This is a genomic window from Actinoplanes sp. NPDC049599 (genome assembly GCF_044465625.1).
Lineage (GTDB): Bacteria > Actinomycetota > Actinomycetes > Mycobacteriales > Micromonosporaceae > Actinoplanes.
Genome location: NZ_JBITLX010000003.1, coordinates 299172 through 312696, shown reverse-complemented (window position 1 = coordinate 312696; position 13525 = coordinate 299172). Strand labels below are relative to the sequence as shown.

Below are 13525 nucleotides of genomic sequence, written 5' to 3'. Positions count from 1 at the left end.
ATGGCTCCGCGCGTTGCGCCTGGGCTCCGCGCGTTGCGCATGGCTCCGCGCGTTGCGCATGGCTCCGCGCGTTGCGCCTGGGCTCCGCGCGTTGCGCCTGGCTCCGCGCGTTGCGCATGGCTCCGCGCGTTGCGCCTGGGCTCCGCGCGTTGCGCCTGGCTCCGCGCGTTGCGCCTGGCTCCGCGCGTTGCGCCTGGCTCCGCGCGTTGCGCCTGGCTCCGCGCGTTGCGCCTGGCTCCGTGCCGGACTGGCTCCGTGCCTTCCGCCCGGCAGCCGGTCTTCGCCGCGTTTCGCCTCTCGGGTCTGGCCTCGCGCTTGGGTCAGGCTGCGCGCGTTTGCCGCGCTTTGCATCGGGCTTCGGGCGTGGGTTGCGCCTGCGTCCGATGTCGCGCCGGATCTTGCGCCGGCTTCCGGCCTTGCGCCGGGCCCAGCGCCTCGAGGTGCCGCCCCGCGTCTTCCCGCCGCGGCCCCTTCAGGCCGACCCCAACAGCACCGCGGTGAGCATGCGGCGTAGCCAATCCTCGTACCGGTCCGCGGACCAACCTCGCTCAGCCGTACAGAGCCGGTAGACCTCGGGTGCGGTCAGCAGCCACGCCTCCTCGGCCGCCGCCGTGAGATCGCGACCCGCGGAAAGATGACCGCCCTCCGCGAGATGACCCACGAAGGCCGTGACGCCGATCAGCCGTTCCCGATCGGTTTCCGCCCCGATCTCCGCGGCCTCCGGCCCGCCGGTGCTCAGCGCGGCCATCACCGCACCGAGGCGCTCGGACACGCCACGAGCGATTCCCGCGTAACTCGTGATCTTGGCTGCCGGGTCCGGCTCGGTGAGGAGCTTCTGCACCTCGGGGCGCTGGGCCATCGGCAACGGTGTGTCGTCGCCGGCGAGGGTGACGTCGTACATCGCTTTGACCAGGCCGCGCTTGCCGCCGAACGTCTTGTAGACGGTCTCCTGGGAGACTCCCGCGGCCTCGGCCACCGCGCGGATGGTCAGGCCCGCATAGCCCTGCCGGACGAGGGCATCGCGGCAGGCGTTCAGGATCTCCGCTCGCCGCCGCCGGGCCTGCTCCTGGCGGCCGGAACTGTCGTAGGTGCGACGGGAATCAGCGGGTGGTGGCGGCACGGACCCATGCTACGGTCATTCCGATACAGCACTACTGTATTGAATGGATCGAGCATGAGTGTCGTTACCACCATGGCCATGTACACCGTCGGCGTCTCCGCGCTCACCACGCGGGTGAGCTATCCGCTCTACGCCGCGGTCCCGGCGCCGGCGTTTGTCGCTTACCACCGCCGGTACAACCGGCAGATCCTCCCGGTGATCATCGTGCCGGCGGCGATCTGCTTCCTCGGCTGTCTGAGCCTGCCGTTCCTGCGGCCGGCGGCCGTGCCGGTCTGGGTCGCACTCCTGATCGCGGCCGGTGGGCTGATCGCGTTGCTGGCCACGGTCACGGCGGCTGTCCCGGCACACCTGCGCCTTCAGCGCGACGGGTTCGCCACCGACGCCTACGCCCGGTTGCGTTTCGCCGACCGGATCAGGACGGCAGCCTGCGTGGGCAGCGCCGCTCTGCTGGTGTGGTCGATGGTCCTGGCGTTCGTGCCGCGCTGACCGCCCAGGGGCCACGTCGGCCACCGCCGACCTTTTCCGCGCCGGGACAACGCCCGCCGAGCTGCACCACGCCCACCCACCGAAGCCACCGGATCACCGTCAACAAACCTGTGCATGCGGATCCAGGCAGACGTGACAAATCGGTCGGCACGCAGCGGGCTTCCGGCGCTGAAGAGGACAGCCAACCCCCACAAACAAACAGGCCACGCTTCCCGAGAGGAAGCGTGGCCGTCAGTCAGCTACGAAACTCAGCTGCTGCGGTACCCCGCGTTGCGGTAATCCTCCTGCTGAGCGCCACCGTCCCGGCTGAAGTCCCACCCTCCGGCAGCCTCCCGGCCAGGCCGGCCGCCGATCGCGTACCCGCCGATCTCCTGCCCGCGGCGCCACCCCCGGAAGTAACCCGTGGTGTGCGCCGCGATGCTGGCCGCGTCGCGGACGATGCGCAGCGGGCGTTCCTCGCGCAGCGGTGAGCCCGGCACCAGGTTGGCCTGTGGCACGCGCTTCGGCAGACCCGCCGACGTTTCGGCCGCCACCGACGGCGTGGCCGCCTTTTCCGCCGCGCGCCAGCCGGTGTCGGACGGGTTTGTCCAGTCCAGGTTGGTCGAGGCTTCCTCGTCGTGGCCCGTGAACCACGCCGAGCGGGCCGCGGCGAAGATCAGGAGGTCGCCGTCGCCCTCGGCCGGGACCGGGGGTGTGGTGCTTCGGTCCAGGGCCGTCAGGGTGGTGCGGCGGGCCAGGGGGCGGCCGTTGCGGCCGCCTCGATCGTCGACCAGGCGCAGCGGGGGTGGTTCGGCGATCGCGGTCACGTCGGCCGGGGTGTTGGCCAGGCCGTTGAGCACCGATTCCACCAGGCGCAGCGACGGCGGCTCCTGGGGCATGTCCTGCCACGGCGGGCGGACCCGGCCGTCGGAGGGTGGGCTGCTCACGGCGGCGGGCGACGGTGGTGCCCCGGCGTCGTCGTTGTTGTTCATCAGTGGCCAGTTGGCGCGGGAGCCCGGTTCCGGGGTTTCCTGCGTCGCGCGCTGGGCCGGCATCGGCAGCGAGTAGTCGGTGGCGCCGTTCGTGGCCGCCGGCTGCTGGCTGCGGGTGTTTGTCCGGGGCGGGATCACCGTGCGCTGGCGTTCGGCGCGGGCGTTGCTCATCGCCGCGTTGGTCAGGGTCGGGCGGAACGGCTGGCCGCTGTCGGCCGGGGGCACCGACGACGGGCGGGAGCCCGGCACGATCGGCGTCATGCCCGGCGGGGGCGGCGGCACCGAGACGGGGCGGCTGGACGGGCCGGAGCCCGGGTCCGGCGTGCGGGTGCGGCTGGGCAGACCGGAGGACGCGGCCGGGGCGACCGGCGGCGGGGTGACCGGGCGGGGCGCCAGCGGCGGTGGCATGACCGGCTCCGGTGCGACCGGCGGGGTGGTCATCGGGCGCGGCATCGCGGGGGCGTGGCTCGCCGCGGCCGGCTCGGGGCGGTTGCGGCGGCCCAGCCGGGTGCCGGTGTCCGCGGGGCGCAGGCGGGTGCCCGTGTCGGCGGGGCGCAGGCGGGTGCCGGTGTCGGCGGGGCGGGGCATCCGGGTGCCGGTGTCCGCGGGGCGGGGCATCCGGGTGCCGGTGTCCGCGGGGCGGGGCATCCGGGTGCCGGTCTCGCTGGAACGCTGGTTGGTGGCTGCCGGTTCGGTGGCCCGGCGGGAACCGGCCTGGCGCCTGCCTGCGCCGCCGGTCAGCGACTGCGGGCTGACCCGGGCGACCAGGGTGCCGACCATGGCCTCGCAGGCGGAGTCGCAGGACCGGACCGCGCCGATGGCGTGCCGGACGGTGTCGGCGGCGGCCGAGGAGAGCGACTTGTTGATGCCACCGCGGCGCGGTGATTCGCTGATCGCCACGACCAGCGCGGTGACTGCGGCGACGACCTGGTCGTCGGTGCCCGCGCCGGCGCGGGTCAGCTCGGCTGCCACGTCCTCGGCGACGCGGTCGCCGTCCTGGCCACGGCCGCCGGTGAGGCGGCCGGGCTCGGGCAGCGCGTCCAGCACGGCCAGGGCGAGCGGGTGGGCCGGATCCGGGTACGCCCGCAGCGCCGCAGGATACAGCTCGCGCAGCACCTCACGCAGCGACGTGGCGGCAGCGTGCCGGCCGTTGAGCATCGCCACGTGGGCGGCGAGCACCGGCTTGTAGCTGACCAGCTCCCGTGGCGCCGGGATGGTGGCCGCGGTCAGGGCCCCCGCCTGCAGCGCGCGGGCCAGGCCCACGGCCCGACGGGCGGCCGGCGGGGCGGACATCTCCTCGGGGGAGTCGTCGTCGGCGAACCGCTCGGCGAAGTCGTCGGCGGAATCGTCGTCGGCGACGGCCAGGGGGCGGCCGGCCGCGGTGAGCAGGGACGTCACCATGTGGTCGTCGCTGTCGGCGGCAACCGCGGCGTCCGCGAATCCGCTCGTCCGTTCCACGAGCAGCGTCCCCAGCTGGGCATAACCCGTCGGGTCGTCGCTGATCTCGTGGACACCGAGCAGCCTTCCCGCGTCGTCCACCACGGCGATGGTCAGTTGCGAGCCGGCCGAGGCCGTCCGCACCGTCTCATCAGCCGACGCCAGACCGCAGTACACGCGCACGAGCGCCACGGCGTCGTCCTCCTCCCCGGGAGTGCTGTATTCGGCCAAGGACTGATGGTCCCTGTTGAGGGGTCAGTCGCGCCAGTCCACAGCGGCAGAGATCTTGCCGATAATCGAGCGCCAACCCAGACTCGCCTGTTGCGCCCCGATTTTACGCAGCTTGCGCCGTCCGAAGAAACCGCCCATTCCGCCACTCTCGGCCGACCGGAGGGACTCGTCCAGGTCGTCGAGCGGCGATCCCGGCGCGAGAGCCAGGATCACGGGCTTGAGGCGCAGGGCGTGGCCGAGGTCTCGGGCCACTTCGCCGGCGGCGATGAGCAGCGGCAGATCCCACGTGTCGTGACCACCGCGCAGGTTTTCCACCACGAGATCCAGTTCGTAGCGGTCGTCCGGCGCCGGGTCGATGTCGCTCGACTGTACCCGTTCCGCCACGGTCGGCCACGTGTCGAGCTGGGCCAGGTCGTGCGGAGCACCCGATCGAATGAAGGAGACCAGCGATTCGGGGGTCTTGAAGGTGAGCAGCTTGCCGCGGTGGCTGAGGAACATGGGGACTTCCTCGTCCGCCTCCTCGTCCTCCTTCTCCGCCGCCTCTTCGGGCTCGTCGGCGAAGTCGGCCGGGTCGGGCTCGGCCACGACCTCGCCGTCCTCGGTGGTGACGGTGCCGTCCGGCTTGCGCTCGGACTTCGAGCCGGCGTCGCCCTCGGCGACCAGCGCCGCGAACTCGTCGTCGACGATGACGCCCTCTTCCTCGGCCGCGCGGGCGGCGGCCGCCCGTTCCCGGGCGTCGAAGGGGTCGTCCTCGTCGGCCTCGATCTCGGTCGGCGTCAGCTCGGAGGCGAGCCGGTACGCCCGCAGCGTCAGCCCCACGCCGCCCGGCATGGCGATCTCCACGGGCGAGATGCGTACCTCGTCCCACAGCTCACGGCCGGAGAGCCCGTCCTTGACGACGGCCTTCTCTTCCTTGACCGTCGAGCCCTCTTCGGGCGACTGGCTGGTCACGGTGACCTCCGGGTTGGTTCAGGCGAGCTGTTCGGACGGGTGAGTCTGGGCACACACCTTAGTGTGCGCTCCTGACAGGAGGCCGACCGCGGTCAGAAACCCTTCGGATGCCAGACCGTCTTGGTCTCCAGCAGGGCAGTCATCGGGCGCACTCCGGGGTCGGCGGTGAAGTCGGGAGTGTCGGCCGGCGGGCGGACCACCCGTTTGAGGTTGCCGGCCGCGGCCCGTTCCAGGTCGGTGGCGAGCGCCGGGTCGGTCACGCCGGTCAGGTCGAGCGCGTTGACGTCGTCGTGCGAGGCCAGCCAGGGTGCGGTCTCGGCGGCCCGGCCGGTGAGAATGTTCACGACACCGCCGGGCACGTCGGAGGTGGCCAGCACCTCCGCGAGGGTGACCGCCACCTGCGGCGCGGCGGCGAGCACCACCACGGTGTTGCCTGTGACGATCGCCGGCGCGATGACGCTGACCAGCCCGAGGAACGAGGCCGGGGCGACGACGCCGACGACGCCGGTGGGCTCCGGCGCCGAGATGTTGAAGTACGGGCCGGCCACCGGGTTGGCGCTGCCGTGCACCTGGGCGATCTTGTCGGCCCAGCCTGCGTACCAGACCCAGCGGTCGACGGCGGCGTCCAGCTCGGCGGCCGGCACCCCCAGTGCGGTGAATTCGGCGCGCCGCGCCTCGATCATCTCGGCGACCCGGTAGAGCACCTGGCCGCGGTTGTAGGCGGTGGCGCCGGCCCACTTGGGCTGGGCCTTGCGAGCCGCCACCACCGCGTCGCGGGCGTCCTTGCGGGAGGCGAGGGCCACGTTGTCGCCGTCCACGAGATAGGTCCGTCCTGATTCGCTGCGCGGGAACGCCCCGCCGATGTACAGCTTGTAGGTCTTGCGCACCGCAAGCCGCCCGGCCCCCGCACCCACGGAACCGCCGGTCTCGGAAGCGCCTGCCGCGGAAGAGGACGCCGCGGAACCGGCCGGGGCGGGCACGGAGGGACGGGCAGCGCCATCCACCGACGCGACCCGACGGTTGGCCTTGGCCGGGGACGCGCCGCGGTCGGCCTTGGCTGCGGAGGCGGCGCGGGCTGCCTTGGCGGGGGACGGTGACTTAGGCAAGGTAGGCCTCCAGGCCGTGCCGGCCGCCCTCGCGGCCGTAACCGGACTCCTTGTAGCCGCCGAACGGCGACGTGGGGTCGAACTTGTTGAACGTGTTGGCCCAGACCACGCCGGCGCGGAGCTTGTCCGCCATCGCCAGGATCAGCGAGCCCTTCTCGGTCCAGACGCCGGCCGAGAGCCCGTACGGCGTGTTGTTCGCCTTCTCGATCGCCTCGTCGGGGGTGCGGAAGGTCAGCACCGACAGCACCGGCCCGAAGATCTCCTCGCGGGCGATCCGGTGCGCCTGGGTCACGCCGGTGAAGATCGTCGGGGCGAACCAGAAGCCCTGCGCCGGCAGCTCGCACGGCGGTGACCACCGTTCCGCGCCCTCGGAGCTGCCCACCTCGGAGAGGTCGCGGATGCGGGAGAGCTGCGCCGCCGAGTTGATCGCGCCGACGTCCGTGTTCTTGTCCAGCGGGTCGCCCACCCGCAGCGTCGCCATCCGGCGCTTGAGGGACGAGAGCACCTCGTCGTATGCCGACTCCTGCACCAGCAGGCGCGACCCGGCGCAGCAGACGTGGCCCTGGTTGAAGAAGATGCCGTTGACGATGCCCTCGACGGCCTGGTCGATCGGGGCGTCGGCGAAGACGATGTTCGCCGCCTTGCCGCCCAGCTCCAGGGTCAGCCGCTTGCCGGTGCCGGCGACCGACCGGGCGATCTGCCGGCCGACCTCGGTGGAGCCGGTGAAGGCCACCTTGTTGACGTCCGGGTGCTCGACCAGAGTGCGGCCGGTCTCCCCGGCGCCGGTGATGATGTTGACAACGCCGGGCGGCAGCTCGGCCTGCCGGCAGATGTCGGCGAAGAACAGCGCGGACAGCGGCGTGGTCTCGGCCGGCTTGAGCACCACCGTGTTGCCCGCAGCGAGCGCCGGGGCGATCTTCCAGGCCAGCATCAGCAGCGGGAAGTTCCACGGGATCACCTGCGCGGCGACGCCCAGCGGCCGCGGCTCCGGGCCGAAGCCTGCGTACTTGAGCTTGTCGGCCCAGCCCGCGTAGTAGAAGAAGTAGGCGGCGACCAGCGGCAGGTCGACGTCGCGGGACTCCTTGATCGGCTTGCCGTTGTCCAGCGACTCCAGCACGGCCAGCTCGCGGGAGCGCTCCTGGATGATCCGGGCGATCCGGAAGAGGTATTTGGCGCGTTCGGCGCCGGGCAGCTCCGACCAGGGGCCGAAGGCGCGCCGGGCGGCGGCCACGGCCCGGTCGACGTCCTCGGTGCCGGCCTCGGCGACCTCGGCGAGCACCTCCTCGGAGGCCGGGTTGACCGTCTTGAAGGCGCCACCGGAGGCGGCTGCCTCGAAGGCGCCGTTGATGAAGAGCCCGTAGGACGCCGCGATGTCGACGACCGAGCGGGACTCCGGGGCGGGGGCGTACTCGAACATGGACATGCCTCAGTCCAGCGTGAAGTAGTCGGGGCCGGCGTAGTGGCCGGTGGTGAGCTTGGTCCGCTGCATCAGCAGGTCGTTGAGCAGCGACGAGGCGCCGAACCGGAACCAGTCCGGGCTCAGCCACTCGGCGCCGACCGTCTCGTTGATCAGCACCAGGTATTTGATCGCGTCCTTGGTGGTGCGGATGCCGCCGGCGGGCTTGACGCCGACCTGGCGCCCGGTCTGCGCCCGGAAGTCGCGGACCGCCTCCAGCATCACCAGCGTCACCGGCAGCGTCGCGGCGACCGGCACCTTGCCGGTGGAGGTCTTGATGAAGTCGGCGCCGGCCAGCATCGCCAGCCACGAGGCCCGGCGCACGTTGTCGTACGTCCCCAGCTCGCCGGTCTCCAGGATCACCTTGAGGTGCGCGGACCCGCAGGCTTCCTTGACCGCGACGATCTCGTCGTGCACGAAGTCGTAGCGACCGGACAGGAACGCGCCCCGGCTGATCACCATGTCGATCTCGTCGGCGCCGCCGGCGACGGCGTCCCGGGTGTCGGCGAGCTTGACGTCGAGCGGGGCCTGCCCGGACGGGAAGGCCGTGGCCACGCTGGCCAGGTGCACGCCGGAGCCGGCCAGCACCTCGGCCGCGACCGGGACCATCGCCGGGTAGACGCAGATCGCCGCCACGCTGGGGCAGCTGGGGTCGGCGGGGTCGGGGCGCAGGGCTTTGGCCGACAGCGCCCGCACCTTGCCCGGGGTGTCCGCGCCCTCGAGCGTGGTCAGGTCGACCATCCGGATGGCCAGGTCGATCGCCGCCGCCTTCGCGGTCGTCTTCACCGACCGGGTGCCGAGGGCCGCCGCCCGCGCCTCGACGCCGACCTTGTCCACCCCGGGCAGTCCGTGCAGGAAAGATCGGAGATTGAAGGCGGAACCGGACACGGCTGTGCCCCCCGAGAGCGGCTCCGCCGCACTGCTGGAAGAACCGAGAGGGAGCCTCGACGTCGCTGTCGCAGTCATGAGAGGGATTCTACGCGGCCCGCCGACAGTTGATCTTGGAGAACCCCGGTAGGTTGATCAGCGTGGACGTACTCGTCGTTGATCACCCGCTGGCCCAGTCCCGACTCACCGTCATGCGTGCCGCGCAGACGGACTCCGGAGTCTTCCGCGCCGCCCTGCACGAGCTGACCACCATGGTCGTGTACGAGGCCGCGCGCACCTTCGCCGTCGAGCAGTTCCCGATCAGCACCCCGGTGGCGCCGACCCAGGGCACCCGGCTGGCCAACCCGCCGCTGATCGTGCCGGTGCTGCGGGCCGGCCTGGGCATGGCCGACGCCGCGCTGGCCCTGCTGCCGGAGTCGTCGATGGGCTTCGTCGGGCTGGCCCGCGACGAGGCCACCTACGAGCCCCGCGCCTACATGGAGTCGCTGCCCGGTGACCTGGCCGGCCTGCCGGTGCTGGTCCTCGACCCGATGCTGGCCACCGGCGGCTCGCTGGTGCACTGCTGCCGGCTGCTCGTCGACCGCGGCTGCACGGACGTGATCGTGTGCTGCGTGCTGGCCGCCCCGGAGGGCGTCGAGCGTCTGCGCACCTCCGGGCTGCCGCTGCGCCTGGTCACTGCCAGTATCGACGAGGGGCTGAACGAGAAGATGTACATCGTTCCCGGTCTCGGTGACGCGGGGGACCGGCAGTTCGGCGGCATGCCGAGGTTCTGAGCGCCGTTCACCTCCCGTTAACTCACAGTAGTGAGGTTTTTCGGTGAGGGGCGGTGTCCGGGCTTCCTGTGTGCGCAGAGTAATCAGACGGAGGGTGGCCATGATGTATCGTGGCGACGGCCGCGATGTTACGGCGGCATGAAGGCCCGGTCACGCTAGCTTAACAGTCAGTGACCAGAGGCTACCCGCGTCTGAAGCTGTGCGTATCCAGGAGGACTCTCCATGTCGGCAACCCACGCCGCCATCCCACCCGCTCGTCCGGTGATCGGCGAGGCCGAGATCGATGCCGCCGTCCGCGTGCTGCGCAGCGGCATGGTCGTGCAAGGCCCCGAGGTCGCGGCGTTCGAGCGCGAGTTCGGCGAGCTGGTCGCCGACCGGCACTGCGTCGCCGTCAACTCCGGCACCTCGGCCCTGCAGCTCTCGCTGATGGCGCTGGGCTTCGGCCCGGGCGACGAGATCATCGTCCCGTCGTTCTCGTTCGCCGCCAGCGCGAACGCGGTCCGCCTGGTCGGCGCCACCCCGGTCTTCGTCGACATCGAGGCCGGCAGCTTCTGCCTGGACCCGGACGCGGTCGCCGCGGCGATCACCCCGCGCACCGTGGCGATCATGCCGGTGCACCTGTACGGCCACCCGGCCGCGATGGACCGGATCATGCCGATCGCCGAGGCGCACAGCCTCGCCGTGGTGGAGGACGCCGCCCAGGCGCACGCCGCCGCCCTGAACGGCACCCCGGTCGGCGCCTTCGGCGCGGTCGGCTGCTTCAGCTTCTACCCGACCAAGAACATGCACTCGCTCGAGGGCGGCATGGTCACCACCGCCGACGCCGAGCTGGCGCGCAAGCTGCGGCTGCTGCGCAACCAGGGCATGGAGGCGCGCTACCAGAACGAGATCGTCGGCGCGAACATGCGGATGACCGACGTCGCCGCCGCGATCGGCCGGGTGCAGCTGACCCAGCTCGCCGGCTGGACCGACAAGCGCCGCGCCAACGCCGCCTACCTGGACGAGCGGCTGACCGGTGTGGTCACGCCGCCGGTGGCCGCGGGCGCCAAGCACGTCTACCACCAGTACACGGTGCGGGTCACCGGGGACCGGGACGCGTTCCAGGCCGGGCTCAAGGAGCGCGGGATCGGCAACGCGGTCTACTACCCGACGCCGATCCACCGGCTGAAGCCGTACCTGGGTGCGGACGGCACGCCGGGCCCGTGGAAGCTGCCGGAGACGGACCGGGCCGCCGACGAGGTCGTGTCGCTGCCGATCTTCCCGGGGCTCACCACCGAGGAGCTGGACCGGATCGCCGAGGCCGTGAACACGGTGGCGGTGCGGGCATGAGCGGCGGACTGCGCGCCGGGCTGATCGGCCTGGGCGCCATGGGGCGCAACCACGCCCGGGTGCTGAACCTGCTGGACGGCGTCGAGCTGGTCGGCGTGCTGGACCCGGCGCCCGGTGCGGCCGCGCCGTTCGGCGTGCCGGTCGTCGCGGACCTCGAGCAGTTCATCAACCTGCGGCTGGACTACGCGGTCGTGGCCTGCCCGACCGGCCTGCACGAGGAGATCGGCCTGCGGCTCGCCGAGGCCGGCGTCTGCGCGCTCATCGAGAAGCCGCTGGCCCCCTCGCTGGCGGCGTCGCAGCGGCTGGTCGAGGCGTTCGAGAGCCGCGGCCTGGTCGGCGCGGTCGGGCACATCGAGCGGTACAACCCGGCGCTGCAGAGCCTGCGGTCCCGGCTGGAGGCCGGCGAGCTGGGTGACATGTACCAGGTCGTCACCCGCCGGCAGGGTCCGTTCCCGGGCCGGATCGCCGACGTCGGCGTGGTGATGGACCTGGCCACCCACGACATCGACCTGACCGCCTGGGTGACCGGACGCAGCTACGTGGACATCTCGGCGCGCACGGTGTCGCGCAGCGGGCGCCCGCACGAGGACATGGTCTCGGTGGTCGCGTCCATGCAGGACGGACTGATGGCCAACCACCTGGTCAACTGGCTGAGCCCGATGAAGGAACGGTCGACGGTCATCACCGGCGCCAAGGGCTGCTTCATCGCCGACACGCTCACCGCCGACCTGACCTTCTACGCCAACGGCGCGATCGGCACCGAGTGGGAGGCGCTGCGTGCGTTCCGCGGGGTCTCCGAGGGCGACATGGTGCGCTTCGCGATCCCGAAGCGGGAGCCGCTGCTGGTCGAGCACGAGCGGTTCCGGGACGCCGTGGAGGGTAAGGAGAGCGACATCGTGACCCTGCGCCAGGGCATGCGTACGGTGGAGGTTGCCGCCGCCGTGCTGGAGTCCGCGCGTACCCGGACCACCGTGCAGGTGCCGGTGGGAGCGACCGCAGCCTGACCCGCTGTAACGATTTTCCGGCCGGGATGCGGACCCGCATCCCGGCCGAACCATGTTCCTGAAACGCGTCGTCGAAGGTCATTTCCGAGACGGCTTCGGTACCGTAAGCTCGCCACCCGGCGCCAAATTGAGACAAGCCCGAGACAAGGTGGAAATACGGTGGACATCGACGGTCATCCGCGGGGGGCGGACCCGGCGCACGTGCCGGACGTGACGGTGGTCGTCGCGGTCTACAACACCATGCCGTATCTGGTCGGCTGCCTGGAATCCGTGCTCGGGCAGACCATCGGCGTGGACCGGCTGGAGCTCATCGCGGTCGACGACGGCTCCACCGACGACGGCGGCGCCGAGCTGGACCGCTGGGCCGAGCGCTACCCCGGCACGGTCAAGGTGCTGCACCAGGCCAACTCCGGCGGCCCGGCGGGACCGAGCAACCGGGCCCTGGAGGTCGCCACCGGCCGGTACGTCTTCTTCCTCGGCGCCGACGACACCTTGGGTCTCGAGGCCCTGGAACGCCTGGTCGCCACCGCCGACGAGCTCGATGCCGACATCGTGCTCGGCCGGCTCGTGGGCACCGGCGGCCGGGTCGTCAACCAGGCGGTCTACCAGCCGGGCAACCGCGACGACATCAACCTGGTCAACTCCGCGCTGCCCTGGGCGCTGTCCAACACCAAGCTGTTCCGCCGCTCGATGCTCGAACAGCACGGCATCCGCTACCCCGAGGACCTGCGCTCGGGCAGCGACCAGCCGTTCACCATCCGGGCCGTGGTCGCGGCCCGGCGGATCGCGGTCCGCTCGGACTACGAGTTCTACTACGCGGCCCGCCGCGGCGACTCCAGCAACATCACCTACCGCACGTCGCTGTCCGGCTTCGTCCGCGACACCGCGGTCATCATGGACACCGCCGCGGATGTGATCAGCGATCCGGTGGCCCGGATGAAGGTGCTGCGCCGGCACTTCACCTGGGAGCTGGGCAAGCTGCTCGGCGCCCGGTTCCTCGCGGCCGACCGCGAGGAGCAGCGCCGGGTGCAGGAGGGCGTCCGCAAGCTCGCGGAGGCGTACCTGACCGACGAGATCCGGGCGAGCCTGGACGTGCAGCGCCGGGTGCCGCTGAGCGTCGCGCAGTTCGGCACGCTCGACGACCTGATCGCGGTCGCCCAGCACCACGTCGACCACGGGCTCTCCCCGGTCGAGTACGACAAGGGCCGCTACTACGTGGCGTTCCCGGGTTTCCGCGACCCGTCCCGCGGCTTCCCCGACGAGTGGTTCGACGGCACCGCCCAGCTGCGCAAGAAGGCCCACCAGGACCGCCCCGCCGAGGTGCGGTGGGGCCGCTCCGCCGACGGCCGGCGCGCGCTGCTGGTCAAGTGGCACAGCGCGCTGACCGACCTGGGTCAGGCCGGCGCGTCCGCCGTCCGGGTCGCCCTGGGCAGCCGCACCGCGCTGCCCGCGGCCGAGGACGACGGCCACGGCGGCGTGCACCTCAACGCCGCGCTGCCGCTGGACGAGCTGGTGACCGGCAAGGTCGTCAAGCGCGCCAGGAAGCTGCGCTTCTCCGGCGACAGCAACGGCGACAGCTACGGCTACGACGTCACCGCCACCGACGTCAGCGGCGCCCAGCGCCACCTGCACCGGATCGGCGGCAGGCTCTACCTGATCAGCGCGGCGCTGGACAAGAGCGGCCGGATCGGCGTGGTCGCCCAGCCGCTGACCCCGCGCCGGATCGTCGGCCGGATTCTCCGCAAGCTGCGCGGGCGCCGCTGAGCCGGCCGG

Annotated in this window: 11 protein-coding genes; 5 read left to right on the top strand and 6 right to left on the bottom strand. The window is 72.1% G+C overall.

Annotated features, from left to right (window positions below; genetic code table 11):
• Positions 1-472: 472 nt before the first annotated feature.
• Positions 473-1120 carry a TetR/AcrR family transcriptional regulator gene (locus ACIBQZ_RS07645; protein WP_396087666.1) on the bottom strand — a complete coding sequence of 216 codons (648 nt, stop codon included), beginning with the start codon at positions 1118-1120 and terminating at the stop codon, positions 473-475.
• 54 nt (positions 1121-1174) lie between these two features.
• Between ACIBQZ_RS07645 and ACIBQZ_RS07640 the strand changes: the two genes are divergently transcribed.
• A complete protein-coding gene (locus tag ACIBQZ_RS07640; RefSeq protein WP_396087665.1) occupies positions 1175-1606 on the top strand; it encodes a hypothetical protein in 432 nt (143 codons plus the stop codon).
• A gap of 248 nt (positions 1607-1854) precedes the next feature.
• Here ACIBQZ_RS07640 and ACIBQZ_RS07635 read toward each other — a convergent pair whose 3' ends face one another.
• The 5 genes from ACIBQZ_RS07635 to deoC all read right to left on the bottom strand — a co-directional run bounded on the left by ACIBQZ_RS07635 (position 1855) and on the right by deoC (position 8724).
• Entirely contained in the window at positions 1855-4245 is a 2391-nt protein-coding gene (locus ACIBQZ_RS07635; RefSeq protein WP_396087664.1) for a transposase, read from the bottom strand.
• Positions 4246-4269: 24 nt separating this feature from the next.
• Positions 4270-5196: a DNA primase gene (locus tag ACIBQZ_RS07630; protein ID WP_396087663.1), complete on the bottom strand. Its 927-nt coding sequence runs from the start codon at positions 5194-5196 to the stop codon at positions 4270-4272.
• A 92-nt stretch (positions 5197-5288) separates the two neighbouring features.
• On the bottom strand, positions 5289-6110 hold the full coding sequence (locus ACIBQZ_RS07625) for an aldehyde dehydrogenase family protein (protein WP_396087661.1): 822 nt from the start codon (positions 6108-6110) through the stop codon (positions 5289-5291).
• Between the two features lie 184 nt (positions 6111-6294).
• Complete coding sequence (locus ACIBQZ_RS07620) at positions 6295-7719, bottom strand: aldehyde dehydrogenase family protein (protein ID WP_396087926.1); 1425 nt, start codon at positions 7717-7719, stop codon at positions 6295-6297.
• A 9-nt stretch (positions 7720-7728) separates the two neighbouring features.
• Entirely contained in the window at positions 7729-8724 is a 996-nt protein-coding gene (gene deoC, locus ACIBQZ_RS07615) for a deoxyribose-phosphate aldolase (RefSeq protein ID WP_396087660.1), read from the bottom strand.
• A 62-nt stretch (positions 8725-8786) separates the two neighbouring features.
• Between deoC and upp the strand changes: the two genes are divergently transcribed.
• From upp to ACIBQZ_RS07595, 4 genes are all read left to right on the top strand, one after another.
• Entirely contained in the window at positions 8787-9419 is a 633-nt protein-coding gene (upp, locus tag ACIBQZ_RS07610; RefSeq protein ID WP_396087658.1) for a uracil phosphoribosyltransferase, read from the top strand.
• A gap of 222 nt (positions 9420-9641) precedes the next feature.
• A complete protein-coding gene (locus tag ACIBQZ_RS07605; protein ID WP_396087657.1) occupies positions 9642-10748 on the top strand; it encodes a DegT/DnrJ/EryC1/StrS family aminotransferase in 1107 nt (368 codons plus the stop codon).
• Positions 10745-11752, top strand: a complete 1008-nt coding sequence (locus ACIBQZ_RS07600; RefSeq protein ID WP_396087655.1) for a Gfo/Idh/MocA family protein — start codon at positions 10745-10747, stop codon at positions 11750-11752. The genes ACIBQZ_RS07605 and ACIBQZ_RS07600 overlap by 4 nt, the downstream gene beginning before the upstream one ends.
• Before the next feature lie 159 nt (positions 11753-11911).
• Entirely contained in the window at positions 11912-13516 is a 1605-nt protein-coding gene (locus ACIBQZ_RS07595) for a glycosyltransferase family 2 protein (RefSeq protein ID WP_396087654.1), read from the top strand.
• The last annotated feature ends 9 nt before the right edge of the window (positions 13517-13525 follow it).

Bases quoted from the DNA above. Each gene is read 5' to 3' on its own strand.
- deoC (WP_396087660.1), bottom strand. From the start codon at position 8,724: ATGACTGCGACAGCGACGTCGAGGCTCCCTCTCGGTTCTTCCAGCAGT.
- ACIBQZ_RS07620 (WP_396087926.1), bottom strand. From the start codon at position 7,719: ATGTTCGAGTACGCCCCCGCCCCGGAGTCCCGCTCGGTCGTCGACATC.
- ACIBQZ_RS07605 (WP_396087657.1), top strand. From the start codon at position 9,642: ATGTCGGCAACCCACGCCGCCATCCCACCCGCTCGTCCGGTGATCGGC.
- ACIBQZ_RS07600 (WP_396087655.1), top strand. From the start codon at position 10,745: ATGAGCGGCGGACTGCGCGCCGGGCTGATCGGCCTGGGCGCCATGGGG.
- ACIBQZ_RS07640 (WP_396087665.1), top strand. From the start codon at position 1,175: ATGAGTGTCGTTACCACCATGGCCATGTACACCGTCGGCGTCTCCGCG.